Origin of the sequence: Labrenzia sp. THAF187b (genome assembly GCF_009363375.1) — a bacterium.
In the GTDB taxonomy this organism is placed as follows: Bacteria; Pseudomonadota; Alphaproteobacteria; order Rhizobiales; family Stappiaceae; genus Roseibium; species Roseibium algicola.
The window spans coordinates 417,393-432,041 of sequence record NZ_CP045345.1; the positions used below are offsets into that span (position 1 = coordinate 417,393).

General features: G+C 59.9%; 15 protein-coding genes. 2 read left to right on the forward strand and 13 right to left on the reverse strand.

Annotated features, from left to right (window positions below; translation table 11 throughout):
• Window positions 1-87: 87 nt before the first annotated feature.
• Together cml and FIV03_RS29755 are read right to left on the reverse strand one after the other, a co-directional pair.
• The gene (gene cml / locus FIV03_RS29750) at window positions 88-1,293 is read right to left on the reverse strand and encodes a CmlA/FloR family chloramphenicol efflux MFS transporter (RefSeq protein ID WP_152512382.1); all 1,206 of its coding nucleotides are present in this window, start codon (window positions 1,291-1,293) and stop codon (window positions 88-90) included.
• A 238-nt stretch (window positions 1,294-1,531) separates the two neighbouring features.
• A complete protein-coding gene (locus tag FIV03_RS29755) occupies window positions 1,532-2,401 on the reverse strand; it encodes an RNA polymerase sigma-70 factor (protein WP_152512383.1) in 870 nt (289 codons plus the stop codon).
• A gap of 197 nt (window positions 2,402-2,598) precedes the next feature.
• Between FIV03_RS29755 and FIV03_RS29760 the strand changes: the two genes are divergently transcribed.
• Window positions 2,599-3,057: a carboxymuconolactone decarboxylase family protein gene (locus FIV03_RS29760; RefSeq protein WP_152512384.1), complete on the forward strand. Its 459-nt coding sequence runs from the start codon at window positions 2,599-2,601 to the stop codon at window positions 3,055-3,057.
• Between the two features lie 357 nt (window positions 3,058-3,414).
• Here FIV03_RS29760 and FIV03_RS29765 read toward each other — a convergent pair whose 3' ends face one another.
• The 11 genes from FIV03_RS29765 to FIV03_RS29815 all read right to left on the reverse strand — a co-directional run bounded on the left by FIV03_RS29765 (window position 3,415) and on the right by FIV03_RS29815 (window position 13,634).
• Entirely contained in the window at window positions 3,415-4,254 is an 840-nt protein-coding gene (locus tag FIV03_RS29765; protein ID WP_152512385.1) for a fumarylacetoacetate hydrolase family protein, read from the reverse strand.
• Window positions 4,255-4,290: 36 nt separating this feature from the next.
• Window positions 4,291-5,586: an L-fuconate dehydratase gene (locus tag FIV03_RS29770; RefSeq protein ID WP_152512386.1), complete on the reverse strand. Its 1,296-nt coding sequence runs from the start codon at window positions 5,584-5,586 to the stop codon at window positions 4,291-4,293.
• 23 nt (window positions 5,587-5,609) lie between these two features.
• Window positions 5,610-6,344 (reverse strand): SDR family oxidoreductase, encoded by a 735-nt coding sequence (locus FIV03_RS29775; RefSeq protein WP_152512387.1) that lies wholly within the window; start codon window positions 6,342-6,344, stop codon window positions 5,610-5,612.
• A gap of 18 nt (window positions 6,345-6,362) precedes the next feature.
• A complete protein-coding gene (locus tag FIV03_RS29780; RefSeq protein ID WP_152512388.1) occupies window positions 6,363-6,815 on the reverse strand; it encodes a MaoC/PaaZ C-terminal domain-containing protein in 453 nt (150 codons plus the stop codon).
• A gap of 3 nt (window positions 6,816-6,818) precedes the next feature.
• The gene (locus FIV03_RS29785; protein ID WP_152512389.1) at window positions 6,819-7,892 is read right to left on the reverse strand and encodes a Gfo/Idh/MocA family oxidoreductase; all 1,074 of its coding nucleotides are present in this window, start codon (window positions 7,890-7,892) and stop codon (window positions 6,819-6,821) included.
• Window positions 7,885-8,214 (reverse strand): L-rhamnose mutarotase, encoded by a 330-nt coding sequence (locus FIV03_RS29790; protein ID WP_152507921.1) that lies wholly within the window; start codon window positions 8,212-8,214, stop codon window positions 7,885-7,887. Before FIV03_RS29790 ends, FIV03_RS29785 begins: the two co-directional genes overlap by 8 nt.
• A 3-nt stretch (window positions 8,215-8,217) precedes the next feature.
• Window positions 8,218-9,339 (reverse strand): mandelate racemase/muconate lactonizing enzyme family protein, encoded by a 1,122-nt coding sequence (locus FIV03_RS29795; protein WP_152512390.1) that lies wholly within the window; start codon window positions 9,337-9,339, stop codon window positions 8,218-8,220.
• Window positions 9,340-9,343: 4 nt separating this feature from the next.
• A complete protein-coding gene (gene ugpC, locus FIV03_RS29800; RefSeq protein WP_152512391.1) occupies window positions 9,344-10,441 on the reverse strand; it encodes a sn-glycerol-3-phosphate ABC transporter ATP-binding protein UgpC in 1,098 nt (365 codons plus the stop codon).
• 2 nt (window positions 10,442-10,443) lie between these two features.
• A complete protein-coding gene (locus tag FIV03_RS29805) occupies window positions 10,444-11,310 on the reverse strand; it encodes a carbohydrate ABC transporter permease (RefSeq protein WP_031269448.1) in 867 nt (288 codons plus the stop codon).
• 2 nt (window positions 11,311-11,312) lie between these two features.
• Window positions 11,313-12,209, reverse strand: coding sequence for a sugar ABC transporter permease (locus FIV03_RS29810; RefSeq protein ID WP_152512392.1), 897 nt, complete (start codon window positions 12,207-12,209; stop codon window positions 11,313-11,315).
• Between the two features lie 108 nt (window positions 12,210-12,317).
• Window positions 12,318-13,634, reverse strand: a complete 1,317-nt coding sequence (locus FIV03_RS29815) for a sugar ABC transporter substrate-binding protein (RefSeq protein ID WP_152512393.1) — start codon at window positions 13,632-13,634, stop codon at window positions 12,318-12,320.
• A gap of 176 nt (window positions 13,635-13,810) precedes the next feature.
• Here FIV03_RS29815 and FIV03_RS29820 point away from each other — a divergent pair, with 176 nt between their 5' ends.
• Window positions 13,811-14,593: an IclR family transcriptional regulator gene (locus FIV03_RS29820; RefSeq protein WP_152512394.1), complete on the forward strand. Its 783-nt coding sequence runs from the start codon at window positions 13,811-13,813 to the stop codon at window positions 14,591-14,593.
• Window positions 14,594-14,649: the final 56 nt, after the last annotated feature.

A 14,649-nucleotide genomic window follows, 5' to 3' on the forward strand; every position in this document is an offset into this window, starting at 1 on the left:
GTCTGGCGGCGCCCCTAGTTGGGGGCACCGTCAGCACAGACAGTGACTTCCGTCGTCGTGACGCCAATCAGCTGAGCGATGAACGTCTCATGCGTCTCTCCCCCGTGGCCTGCGCGCCCGCAGCAGAAGAAGGCCACAGGAGACCAGGAATGCCATGGTGAGGGCGTAACAAATCACCGGCCATGCAGTGTCGCCGTTCAACACTGTAACCATCAGCGTGCCGAATACACTTACGATCAGGCTCTGGATACAGAAATAGAATGCGACCGCAGAGCCGGCGATATCGTCGAACTGCGCTAGGGCTCCGTTGGCGGTTACCGACACAGTAAAAACGATGCCTGCAGCGACGACCCACATCGGTACGATGAAGCCGAGAAATGAAGGCGCGCCGGATACTTGTCCAATCCCCAACAGAACCGAACCGCAAATGTGCATGACCATACCCCGCGCAACGGATCCGGCTGTCCCCCATGCCTCGACAAACTTTCTGGTAAACCGTGCTGTCGCGATCATGGCGAGAGCAACGCTTGCGAAAGCGAGGCTGAAGGTGATCTGCGAGTAGCCGGCCTGGCCTATGAGAATGCGGGGTGCCGTCGAGAAAAAGACGAAGAAGCTTCCCATGCCTGCGCTGAATGCCGTCGTGTAGACCCAGAAGGACAGGCTTCTGAAAATAGGCCAAACAGGCCGGTGCAGCTTGCCATGGCCGATTGGCCGCGTCTCGGTCCATCTCCAGCTGGCATGCAGGCCTGCCAGCAAGGCCAGAATGCCAAGGGTAATGAAGATTGCCTGCCAGCCGAACAGCCTGTCAATCAATGCCCCGATCATGGGGCCGATCGCAGGAACGAAGGCCAGCATTGAACCCAGTAGCCCATAGATGACAGCCCCTTCCGGCCTTTGGGCATAAACGTCACGAACAGTTGCGAACATCGCCACCAGCATTGCGGAGGCTCCTATAGCCTGAACCACACGCAATGCGACGAAGGCTGAAGCCGACAGCGGCCAGGCTGCCCCCAGCGAAGTGACGATAAACACCGCCACTCCGATCAGCAGCACAGGCCGCCGACCGATCCGGTCCGAGATTGGACCAAAGACAATCTGTCCCAGGCCAAGCATGACCATGTAGAGGCTCAAGGTCAGCTGGATGACGGCAGGTGTCGTGTTCAGGATACTTGGCATTGCCGGAACGATAGGCAGGTAGATATCCATCGCCAGCGAGGCGAGAATGTCGAAGGGAGCCAGCAGCAGGAGCGCCGCTGGCAGCGTATAGGCCCATTTCGGTCGTTGGGATGTCATGAGAATTCAACCGCTCTTTCAGGAAACAAAGGGCGGCGGCAGCTTGTCAGTCGATTCAGTTTGCCGGTCTAACAGAGCGCCGCAACAACGATATGGTTGTTGCGGCTTACTTTTCTGCTGACTTCGAACTTCCCATGACAAGGCACTCCAAATTCACGGATACCAGGATTAGATAGTCTACCGTCGATCGCCTTGCAACGATCCATGTGGCCGTCGGGCCAACGGCCAGGCACGGGGGCTATGCCCGCGGGTGCAGGCCACCAGTCAGCTTGTCCGGATTGAGGACGCGCATGACGGACAGGATCCGGAGGCCATTCGTTGTAAAGGATGTCACGGCATAGATTTGACCATCGACTTTCCCGATGATGCCGGCTTGGCCGTTCACGTCCGCCAGTTCCAGCGAGTAACCGCGGGGTAGTTTCGTCATGACCCCCACTTCCATGCGCGCAATCCTGGCTGCCCCGATGATCGGATGAAGGGCCGCCCAGGCCTTTCCTCCACCATCACTGGTGAAAACGGCGTCCGGTGCGAGCAGCTTTGCGATGCGATCTGCGTCGCGCTCTTGCACGGCCTGGACGTATTGCTTCACCAGTTGTCCGTGCGCGGCATCGGAAACTTCAAAGCGGGGCTTGTCCCGTCTGACCCTCCGGCGCGCGCGGGAGACAAGCTGGCGGCACGCAGCTTCGGACTTGCCGAGCGCGACCGAGACCTCCGAATAGTCGCAGTCAAAGACATCATGCATCAGAAATCCGACCCGCTCCTCCGCGGACAGTCTTTGCAAGACAACCAGAAGAGCCATCGATAGATCGGAAGCAAGTTCTGCCGTGTGATCAGGAGACTGTTCGACTGAAAGCAACGGCTCGGGTAACCAGGGCCCGACATAGTTCTGGCGTTCCGCCCGAATGGCCCGCAACCGGTCGACGCACAGTCGGGACAGGACTGTGACGAGCCAGGCTTCGGCACTTCGAATGTCTGTTGTTTTCGCGCTGTGCCAACGCAGGAACGCCTCCTGGACGACGTCCTCTGCTTCCTGGCGGGAGCCGAGCAGCCGGTATGCGAAGCTGAACAGCCTTGGTCTTAGCTTTTCTGTTTCCGCAATCATGTGCATGCCGGGTTCCTTTCGAACATTGTCCTCAAGGTACCAGACGAAACCGGGCGGGTTTCTGTGACAGGTAATTGTCAGTTTTTTATCGAGAAAGAAAAACCAATGCGGCCGTCACAAGCGGGCGCTGCTTCCGTCTTTGTAGGTGTAGCCACCGGGCAAGCAGAATACCCGAAAGGCACACAACACCGAAAGGACGACCTGTGGAACCGAGACTGAACTTCTATGCAGAAGCGCCTGAGTTGATGAATGCTCAGATGGAACTGAAGAAAGCCGTCGACAAAAGCGTACTGGAAAAAGACCTGATTCACCTGGTCAACTTACGTGCCTCCCAGATCAACGGATGCTCCTATTGTGTCGACATGCATAGCCGGGAAGCCCTTGAAAACGGCGAAAGTGAACATCGGTTGCTCCTCGTCTCTGCCTGGAGGGAATCTCCTCTGTTCTCGGCGCGTGAACGTGCTGCTTTGGCCTGGACCGAAAAAGTGACACTGATATCCGACGGGGGCGTGCCGGACGCCTTGTACCAAGAGGCTTTGGGGCACTTTTCCAAGAGAGAGCTGACACACCTCACTGTCGCGTTGGGTCTGATAAACACCTTCAATCGGCTTTGTGTCTCTTTCCGCGCCATCCATGCGGTCCCGGACGGCAGCCAGGGTTGAAGAGCTCTGCAGGCTCCAGCGGAAGACCATTGAATCCAGGCCGAACTCGTGCCCCTGCCCTTCAAACCAGGCTCAATCCGGCGGCATCGCCGGATTGGCCGCACGATAGGTATGCGGAGCAACTCTCTTCAGACGTGAGGTACGCTTCAGAAAGCGTCACTTCGTTGTTTTCGATGGAAGCCTGAACGCGGGGCTGGGAAACAGATCTGAAAGGGAATGATATCGGGCAGTCGTCTCCCACCGCCTGTGCCGCGCAGCGGGAGACGAGAGTTGTCGAGGGTCTGCAGGTCTCAGCCGATTTGCCTGTATGGGGTCAGCCAAGGCCTGTTTCGCTTCATTCGAACTGGAGAGACGGCGTTAAGCCTTGCCCACGTTTTGCCGCTGGACGCCAAGTCCTTCAATGCCCAGCTCGATCACCTCTCCACCCTTCAGATAGATTGGCGGTTTCTGTCCCATGCCGACGCCCGGAGGTGTGCCGGTGGAAATAATGTCGCCCGGCTGCAGGCTCATGAACCGGCTGACATAGCTGACCAGATGGGCGACACCGAAGACCATGGTCTCCGTCGACCCGTCCTGATAGCGCTTGCCGTCAACTTCCAGCCACATCTTCAGGTTCTGCGGATCGGAAACCTCGTCCCGGGTCACCAGCCAGGGCCCTGTCGGGCCGAAGGTGTCGCAGCCCTTGCCCTTGTCCCAGGTGCCACCGCGTTCGATCTGGAATTCGCGTTCGGAAACATCGTTGATGACGCAATATCCCGCGACGTGGTCAAGGGCTTCGGCTTCCTCGATGTAGCTGCCACCCTTGCCGATCACGACACCAAGTTCGACTTCCCAGTCGGTCTTGACCGACCCGCGCGGGATCTTCACGTCGTCATTGGGTCCGCAGATCGCGCTTGTCGCCTTCAGGAAGATCACCGGTTCCTTGGGCACTTCCGCACCGGTTTCGGCGGCATGGTCGGAATAGTTGAGGCCGATGCAGATGAACTTGCCGACGTGGCCAACGCAGGGACCGATACGGCCTTCCTCGAGCAACGGCAGGGTGGCCGGATCGACGGAAGCAATTTTCGCCAGCCCGTCCGGCGTCAGCGTGTCGCCGGCAATGTCGGAAACGAGAGCGGAGAGATCCCGCGGCCGGTTATCACGGTCCAGAATGGCGGGCTTTTCCCGTCCGGCGTCTCCAATACGGAGAAGTTTCATGGGGTTATCCTCGGTTTTGATGTGTGGCTTGTGACATCAGGCGGCGTCTGCGCCACCGTCTCGAAAGATGTGCTGTTCGATGGAGGCCGGTTTCATCTCCACGGAAAAACCCGGCATGTGCGGCGGCATATAGGCGGCATTTCGGATGGTGCAGGGATCGACGAAATGTTCGTGGAGATGATCGACATATTCGATCACGCGTCCTTCCTTGGTTCCGGAAACCGCAACGAAGTCGATCATCGACAGATGCTGCACATACTCGCAAAGACCGACGCCGCCGGCATGCGGCCAGACGGGCGTGCCGAATTTGGCCGCCATCAGCAGAACGCTGAGAACCTCGTTGAGACCGCCCATCCGGCAGGCGTCGATCTGCACGATGTCGATGGCACCGCCTGCGATCATCTGCTTGAAGACGATCCGGTTCTGGCACATTTCACCGGTTGCCACCTTCACCGGTGCCACCGCTTCGCGGATCGCGCGATGGCCGGCGATGTCATCCGGGCTGGTTGGTTCTTCGATGAAGTAGGGTTTGGCGAACGCGAGTTGCTGTACCCAGTCGATGGCCTGTCCGACGTCCCACACCTGGTTGGCATCGATCATGAGGAACCGGTCGGGCCCGAGCTCCTCCCGGGCGATCCTCAGCCGGCGGATGTCATCGGCGAGATCGCGTCCGACCTTCAGCTTCACATGGGTGTAGCCTGCCTCGACCGCTTCCCGGCACAGCCGGCGCAGCTTGTCGTCGGGATAGCCGAGCCAGCCCGCCGAGGTGGTGTAACAGGGATAACCGTGTGCTTCGAGCTGCGCGATCCGTTCCGCCTTGCCCGGTTCCGCCGCTTTCAGGATGGCAAGTGCCTCTTCCGGCGTGATCGCATCGGTCAGATAGCGGAAATCAATGATGGAAACGATCTCTTCCGGACTCATGTCCGCGACAAGACGCCAGACCGGTTTGCCGGCCTGTTTGGCCAAGAGGTCCCAGACGGCATTGACGACGGCGCCGGTGGCGAGATGCATTGCACCCTTGTCCGGTCCGATCCAGCGAAGCTGGCTGTCCGAGGTCACGTGACGCCAGAAGCGGCCGGGATTTTCGGAGATCCAGGCAAGATCAAGCCCGGTCACCAGATGGCGCATGGCCTCGATTGCGGCAACACAGATGTCATTCCCGCGCCCGATGGTGAAGGTCAGGCCATGGCCTTCAAGGCCGTCCTCGTCGGTTTGAAGGACAACATAGGCCGCGGAATAGTCCGGATCGGGGTTCATGGCGTCCGACCCGTCGAGGGTTTCGGACGTCGGAAAGCGGAGATCGTACGTCTTCAGACCGGTGATTGTCGTCACGGGTTCACGTCCTCAATGAAATGTCAGATGGTCCAGCCGCCGTCGATGGCATAGGCCTGTCCGGTGGTATAGGTCGCGTTGGCAAGATGAACCGCGAGATCTGCGATCTCTTCCGGCGTACCGATCCTGCCGATCGGCTGGCGCGCGATGAAGGCGGCCCGGGCGGCTTCATAGTCGCCCTGGGCGCGCAAACGGTCCTGCAGCGAAGGGCTTTCCACCGTGCCCGGGCAGATCGCGTTGCAACGGATGTTCTGCGCCACAAAATCGGCGGCAACCGCCTTGGTCAGGCCGATCACGGCCGCTTTCGTGGTGGTGTAGATGAAGCGGTTCGGCACGCCTTTCATGGAACTTGCGACCGATGCCATGTTGATGATGGCGCCGCCTCCCCGTTCCAGCATTGCCGGCAGCACCGCCCGAATGGTGCGGATCATGGAGCGTACGTTGAGGTCGACCGCAAAGTCGAAGTCCTCGTCTTTCATTTCAAGGATCGAGCCTGCATGAACGAAACCCGCCCCGTTGAAGAGGACGTCCACCGGGCCGGTTTCGGCAACGACGGTCTGGACGTCCGTATCCTTCAAAACGTCGAGGCGACGGGTTTCGATCCCCGCAGATCCTTCGAGTTCCGATAGGGCGGTTTCGTTGATGTCCGTTGCCACGACCTTTGCGCCTCTGGCAGCAAAGGCGAGCGCAGTCGCGCGTCCGATCCCCTGTCCCGCGGCTGTCACCAGAACGGTCTTGTCCTTCACCCAGTCTGTCATGTCGGCTCCATCTGCCCCTTAGGCGGGCTTGTTCTTTCGTTCAACGATGTGGATGTGATCGGCGACGAGAACCACTTCGTCGCTTTGATTGAGAACTTCCGTCCGCTCGACCACGCGGCCGAATGCCGGGCGTTTCGGATCATCGTCCTTGGCAACGATGGTCACGCGCGAACGGATGGTGTCTCCGATGAAAACCGGCTTCACGAAGCGCATCCGGTCGTAGCCATAGGAGAAGGCAACCGGGTTGATGACGCTGGCGGTCAGGCCGACGCCGATGGCGAACACCATGGTGCCATGGGCAATCCGCTGACCGAAGGGCTGGGTCTTCATGAACTCCGCGTCCATGTGATGCGGAAAGAAGTCTCCGGTATGGCCTGCGTGGACCACGAAGTCGGTTTCGGTAATCGTGCGGCCATAGGTGATGCGCTCATAGCCGAGCTCATAGTCTTCGAAATAGGTCGTTTGTTCCATGACTTATGGTCTTTGTGCGAGTGGAGTTGCAGGGGACGCGGAGGAGGCATAGGCCGCTTCCACCAGGGCCATCGTGTTCCAGGCGTCTTCGACCGAACTCACGAGCTCGGCGTCCTGGCCGGACGCAAAGCGCTGGAGATTTGCCATGCGGCCGACAAATGCGTCCGGGAACCAGGCCCCTTTCAGGGGGACGGGGATCCACTCGTCTCCACCCCTGGGGCGGATCTCCAGGATGTCCGGTTCGCCGTGCGGATAGTCGAGATTGACGCCGAGCTGCAGATAGGCAGCGCCTTCCGTGCCACACACACGGAACTCGCAAGCCTGGTGCCGGCGGCCGAACTTGTGATCGTGATTGATGGAGAGCGCACAACGCACCTTGTTTCCGTAGTCGAGGATGGCACTGGTGCGGGTCTGGGCCATTTCATGGGACGGATGGCCGAGCGATTTCGCGTGCACGCCTTTCGGGTCGCCAAGCACCTGTCGGATCAGGTCGAGATAATGGATCGAATGCATGGTGATCTCGATCCGGGGCAGTCCTTTCAAGAAGGCCCAGAGTTCCCAGGGCGTGGCGAGAGCAAGCCAGGCATCGAAATCGACAACTTCTCCAAGCCAGCCCTTGGCGATGGCGTCCTTGAGGGCGAGCATCATCGGTGCGAAGCGGAGCTGGAAGTTGACGGCGGCGATCAGCTTGCGGTCGCGGCAGATCCTGAGAATATCCGTTGCCTGGTCCAGGTCGCTGCCCATGGGCTTCTGGATCAGCACTGCGGCCCCTTCCGGTAGCAGGCCGAGGACATCGGCATGCACCTGGGGCGGGGTGGCAAGGTCGAAGACCGCGCCCGGCACACTGGCTGCTTCCTCTGCGCTGGCAAAGGCCTTGATGCCCCATTGATCCGCCAGAGCCTGCGCTTTGCCGGCATCCGGGTCATAAAGTCCCGCAATCGGAAAGCCGGCTTTCCTGTAAGCGGGGAAATGGGCATCACCGACGATGGAGCCTGCGCCGAAAGTCACGATGGGGCGTGGATTGGCGGGCCGTGGCCAGTCCTGGGAAAGGCTGGCCGGATCGAAAGCTTCAGTCATGATGGAAGACCTCTTCCATCATCGCCCACCACTCGCCGTCCTTTCGGGTGTCGAGCGGCTTCTGGCAAGGCATGCAGACGTCCCACCATTCCTGCGTTTTCGGATCGGCGGCCATCTTCGCCGCGTCGGCCTCAAAGTCCGTGCCATGATATTCCCAGTAGCCGAAGAGCAGATTTTCCGGCTCCTTCAGGAAGATGGAATAATTGCGGATGTTGCATTTGGAGATCATGTCGAGGATCTCCGGCCAGACCGCAGCGTGCAGCCGCTTGTATTCGGCGACTTTCTCCGGCTCGAGACCGATCACCATGCCCATGCGCTGCATGACCTACGCCTCCTGCCGGGTGATTGTGCTGGTGAATTCGGGAATGCTCTTTCCGCGCACCGCGTCCCAGTCCCAATTGATGCCGATGCCCGGTTCGACTGGTGCGAGCGCATGGCCGTTTTCAATTGTCATGCGGCTATTGGTCAATTCGTCGAGCTGCGGAATGTATTCGACGTATTTTCCGTTCTGCACGGCACAGGTCAGGCTGACGTGCAGCTCCATCAGGAAGTGCGGACAGATCGGCATGTCGAAGGCTTCTGCAGCATGGGCAACCTTCAGCCAGGGGGTGATGCCGCCGATCCGTCCGGCATCGACCTGCACCACAGAGCACGCTCCGGCCTGCATGTATTCCCGGAAATGCCGGATCGAATAGAGCGACTCGCCGACAGCGACCGGCGTCGACGTTCTCTGCGAAAGACGCACATGGCCACCGATGTCGTCGGCGGGTAGCGGTTCCTCGAGCCAGGCAAGGTCCAGGTCCCGCAGGCGGTCGGCGCGTCGGATGGCTTCATCGACGGTGAAGCCCTGATTGCAGTCGGTCATGATCTCATAACCGTCACCGACGGCGGCACGCACGGCGGCAAGCCGCTCGTAGTCCTCGGAGACATGCGGGCGGCCGATCTTTACCTTCGATCCGGTAAAGCCCTTTGCCTTGGCCGCAAGAGCATCTTCGACCAGGGCTTCGGTTTCGATATGCAGCCAGCCGCCTTCGGTCGTATAGAGCGGGCAGCGGTCCTTGGCTCCACCCGCCAGTTTCCAGAGCGGCAGCCCCATCTTGCGCGCGCGCAGGTCCCAGAGGGCCGTGTCGATGGCAGCAAGAGCAATGGAGGAAATGGCGCCGATCGTGGTGGCGTGGGTGAAGAACTCCAGTTCGTGCCAGATGCCCTCGATCATGTCTGCGTCACGACCGATCAGAACCGGGGCGAGATGGTCCGCAAGAAGCCGCATCACCGACGATCCACCGGTGCCGATCGTATAGCTGTAGCCTGTGCCCGTCGCACCGTCCGCATCGGTGATCGTGACGATCGGTGTTTCCTGGCTGACGAAACTCTGGATCGCATCGGTTCGCTTGACCTTCGGAACGAGGTCGACCATGCGCAGTTCGACTTTTTCAATCCGTGCCATGCGTTCAGCTCCTCAAGGTCTGTTCGGTGGCGGCATCGAAGAGATGTGCCTGGCTGAGGTCGAAACTGAGATCGATCTTGTCACCGGTGTGCAGTGCCTTCGGGTTGAGCATGCGCGCAATCCAATCCTCACCTGCGAACTCCGCAAAGACCAGCGTCTCGTTGCCGAGCGGTTCGGTGATCGAGACAGGCACCTGCGTCGTGTGCACGTCATGCGCCTCGCCGGAATGCAGGCCATGTCCTGCCGGATACAAATCGTCCGGTCTCAGGCCGAACACGACTTTCTGGCCAACGCTGACCGCGTTCCGGAATTGCATCGGCAGCGGCAGGCTGGCGCCATTTGCGAAGGCGAGCTTGCCATCGTCGATGACCGCTTCGCGCAGGTTCATGGTCGGCGAACCGATGAACCCGGCGACAAAGCGCGTCCGTGGTCGCTGGAAGACTTCCTCCGGCGTGCCGACCTGTTCGATATGGCCGTCGCGCATGATCACGATCCGGTCGGACAGGGTCATGGCTTCCACCTGGTCGTGGGTCACGTAGATGACCGTCGACTGGACCTTGGAATGCAGTTTCTTGATCTCCGTGCGCATCTGCATGCGCAGCTTGGCATCAAGGTTGGAAAGCGGTTCGTCGAACAGGAACACATCCGGATTGCGCACGATGGCACGGCCCATGGCAACACGCTGGCGCTGGCCGCCGGAAAGTTGGGACGGCCGTCGTTCCAGAAGGGCCTCGAGGCTGAGCGTGCGCGCTGCTTCCGCGACCGCCGTATCGATCTCCGCCTGGGACTTTCCGGCGATCTTGAGCGAAAATCCCATGTTCTCTGCAACCGTCATATGCGGGTAGAGCGCATAGGACTGGAAGACCATGGAGATGTTGCGCTGGCGCGGCGGCAGGTCATTGACCACCCGGTCGCCGATGTGGATTTCGCCACCCGAGATGTCCTCCAGCCCGGCGATCATGCGAAGCGAGGTCGACTTGCCACAGCCGGACGGGCCGACCAGCGCGATGAACTCCCGGTCCTTGACCTCAAGGTTGATGGAATGAACCACCTCCAGTTGCCCGTATTTCTTGACCAGGTTTTTCAAAGAGACGGTAGCCATGTCTATCCCTTCACTGCGCCGGAGGTGAGGCCGGAGACGAGGTGTTTTTGTACGATGAATGTCAGGGTGAGTGCCGGAATGATCATGACCACTGCCAGCGCGCACATGCCCCGCCAGTCGATGGTGAATTCGGCGGTGTAATCCAGCAGACCGACCGGCAGCGTCTTGGAATTGGTCGACCGGGTGAGCTGGGATGCCAGCGCGAATTCGTTCCAGGAAATCAGGAAGGCGAAGATACCGGCGGAGGCGATGCCCGAACGCGCCAGCGGAAATTCAACCTGCCAGAAGGCTTGCCACCGGGTGCAGCCGTCGATCTGGGCCGCTTCCGCAAGATCCCGGGGGACCTGGCGGAAGAAACCGTCGATCAGCCAGACCGTGAAAGGCACGTTGAGTGCCACATAGGCAAGGATCAGTCCGAAGTGAGTGTCGATGATGCCGATCTTGGCATAGACGAAGAACAGCGGCAGTGACAGCGCGATGCCAGGCACGGTCCGCGTGAGCATGAAGCCAAGGAAAATTGCCGACTTGCCGCGGAACCGGTAACGCGCAAACGCGTAACCACCAGCCATGCCGACCGCCAGGGCAATCACGGTCGAGGTGACCGAGATGATCAGTGAATTGCGGAAATACTCCAGCACCGGAATGCCGCCCTGGCCAACGCCGGAGAACATTGCCACATAGGCGTCGAACGACAACTCACGGGGGATCCAGACCGGCGGTTTGGCCATGATCTCGACTGTCGGGCGGAGCGAGGAAAGAACGATCCAGACCCCCGGCAGACAGATGATCGTCATGGCGAGGAACAGTCCGATCAGGTGGCCGGCCTTCAGGAAACGGCCCTTGAGGCGATGTGCGGTATTCTCGTCCATGATCACCACTCCGCGCCGATCTGCTGGCGGGCCTTTGCGAGTTGCCGGAAGAACAGCGCCGTGAACAGGATTGAAAGTAGAATGGCGATGTAGGCCATGGCGTTGGCCAGCCCCATGCGCGCGTCGGAATAGGCGGTGCGGGCAATCATCGTCCAGAGGATCTCGGTGCGCCCGGCAGGACCGCCATCGGTCATGATCTTGACGATGTCATAGGCGCGCGCGATGTCGAGCGAGCGGATGGTCATGGCGATATAGGCAAAGGGCATGATGAACGGCCAAGTCACAAAGCGGAAGCTCTGCCACGAGGTGCAACCGTCCACCTTGGCCGCTTCCAGCGGCTCGCGCGGCATGGCCATCAGGCCCGCCAGAATGAAGATCGCGAAGACCGCAGTGGACGACCAGATTTCCGCAATCAGGATGGAAATGAAGGCAAGCTGTCCGTCGATCAGCCAGGGAATGGCGATATCCGTGAGCCCGAGCGATTGCAGCGCGTTGTTCACGACGCCGATGTTGTCGTTGAACATGAACTTGAACTGGAAGCCGACCAGAACCGGCGAAAACATCATGGGAAACATCATGATGGTGCGCAGGATCCGCTGTCCGCGTGTGGCCTTTTCAACAAGCAGCGCCAGGCCCAGGCCGAGCAGCATTTCCAGGTTGAGCGCGAAGGTCAGCAGCAGCACCGTGCGGCCGAAGGCGACCCAGAAATCCATGTCCGTCAGAAGCCGCACGTAGTTGCGGAAGCCGATGAACGTATAGATCGTGTCCGGCCGGGTCAGGCGGAACGGCGTGAAACTTGAATACAGTGACAACAGGAGTGGCACGACCACAACTGCCGCCAGGACGATAAACGCCGGCAGCAGCAGAAGCACATGCGGCGCGGGCTTCCAGCCTCTCATTCTATCCTCATATCGTTTTACGAAAGGAGCTAGCCGACCCGCGAATGTCGCGCGCGGGAAACCCGGCGGGATCAGGCGCGGCAGGGCCGCGCCTGTCCTTGAGCGAGCTTAGAGCTCTCCGGCATCCTGCAGGATTTCGGTGGCCTCGGCCGCTGCATCGTCAAGCGCCTGCTGGGGCGTCTTGTCGCCGAGAATGGCAGCCTGCAGCTGCGGATAGACCGCGTTGGAGATCTCGATCCAGGACGGAGACTGAGGAACCGGGTAAGCGCCTTTGGCGGCTTCCTGGAAGGCCTGCAGAACTTCCTTGCGGAACGGGTCGTCGGAGGCTTCCGCGATCACCCAGTCCCAGACGGCGTCGCGCGTCGGCAACGGTCCGCCAGCTGCTTCCTGCTTCTGGCTGTCCTCGTTGGTCAGGAACCAGACGAGGGAAGCTGCGGCTTCCTTGTTCTCGCAGTTTTCGGTGACGGAGAAACCGTGATGTCCCGACCATCCGGTCCGGGCACCCGAGGAGCCCTTGGGCGGTGCAACGACACCAACATCGCCGGCCACCTTGGAAGCACCGGGGTCGTTGAAGAAGCCGGCCCAGCCCGGCCAGTCCAGGTTGATGGCAACCGTGCCGGAGGCAAAGCCCTGGCCGAGGTCGTCCCAGAGGTAGTTGGTCGTACCGGCGGGAACGGCTTTCGCTTTGTAGAGATCCACGAACCAGTTGAGCGCACGCACGCCGGCTTCCGAATTGAACGCAGGCTTGCCATCGGCATCCAGGTATTCGCCACCTTCCGCGCGCAGCATTTCATAGAAACGGCCGTTGATGGCCTCTTCCTTGCCGGCAAATTGTGTGCCGTAGAAGTCCGGCGGATTGGCGAAGAACTCGGCCTGATCGGTCACCTGCTGCCAGGTGTCCGGCGGCGTCAGGTCGTAGCCGTATTTTTCCTTGAACTTCGCCTTGTTGTCTTCGTCCGCATAAAGGCTCTTCTGGTAGTAGAGCGCGGACACGTCGAACTGGGCGCGCGGCAGCATCACCAGCTTGCCGTCAAGCGTCGAGGCGGAGATGTTGGCATCGACGAAAGCGTCGATTTCGTCCTTCGGCAGCAGTGCTGCAAGGTCGGTGTAGATGCCCGGATACTGGGGCGCGAAGGATGAGTGGTTCGAACCCACACACCAGTTCAACGCACCCACGGCGATGTCCGACTTGATCTCCTTGTCGAGGTCGAAGTGGTTCTTCTTGGAGATGACGTTGACCTTGGCCCCCGTCGCCGCCTCCCATTCGCCGATGCGCGCATAGAGCTTTTCGTACTGCTGGCCACCGATCAGCTTGGCATCGATCGTGACCCCGTCAAACTTGCCCGGCAGATCCTGCGCGAGCGCAGAGCCAACGGCAAAAAGAGCGATAACGCCGGCGGACGCGCCGGCCAGTAGATTTTTCATGAGCCTCCTCCCGAGACTTTCAAAGAAGGCGGGTGTCCGCCCAAACAACTCACTAATGAGTGGTTCATTTATATACAAACATGCTCTTCATTTATGGTCAAGCTGCTCCGGCGCATTCTTGTTTGTTTTTCGAGAAGGGTGTGCGTATATGAATATTGCACTTCACGGAGAAAAGTATGGAACAGGAAGAGGATCGATACCGGGCACCCGCCCTCGACAAGGGGCTCGATATTCTTGAACTTCTTGCAGGCATTGACGGCGGATTGACCCAGGCGGAGATCGCCAAGCATCTCGGCCGCAGCCCCAACGAATTCTACCGCATGCTGGACCGGTTGGTGCGTCGGGGTTACGTCACAAGGATCGACGGTGACCGCTACTCGCTGACGCTCAAGCTCTTCGGTCTGGCGCAGTCCCATGCGCCGGTCCGCCGTCTTGTTTCCTTTGCAACGCCCTTCATGCGAGACCTTGCGGAAAAGACGCTCCAGGCAAACCAGCTCTCCGTCTTCGACCGTGGATCGGTCGTCGTCGTCGCGCAGCAGGAGGCACCGAGCTACTGGGGGATCTCAATCCGCGTCGGCTCGAATATTTCGCTCTACGACACCGGATCCGGTCACGTTCTTCTGGCCTTCAGGCCGCAAGAGGAACGCCTGATGATGATCAACGAATATTCCCGTAGCACCGAACATCCGACCGTCGAGAAGGAGTTCTTCGACCGGCTCGACCAGATTTCGGAACGCGGCTACGAAATGATGCCGAGCCTCCAGACTGCCGGTGTCTACAACCTGTCCGCTCCGATCCTGAGCCCGGACGGACGGGCCATTGCGGCGCTGACTGTTCCTTTCATCACGCTGGTGAACACCCCGCAAGCGCCCGACATCACCGGGACGCTGGAACTTCTGACCAGAACCGCGCGGCAACTGTCGGAACTGACCGGAACGGACGGTAAAGCAGTCGAATAAATTCTTATTTGAATAATCTATTTTCCTGTGGAAGGATTGCCCGGCTATTTGCGAGG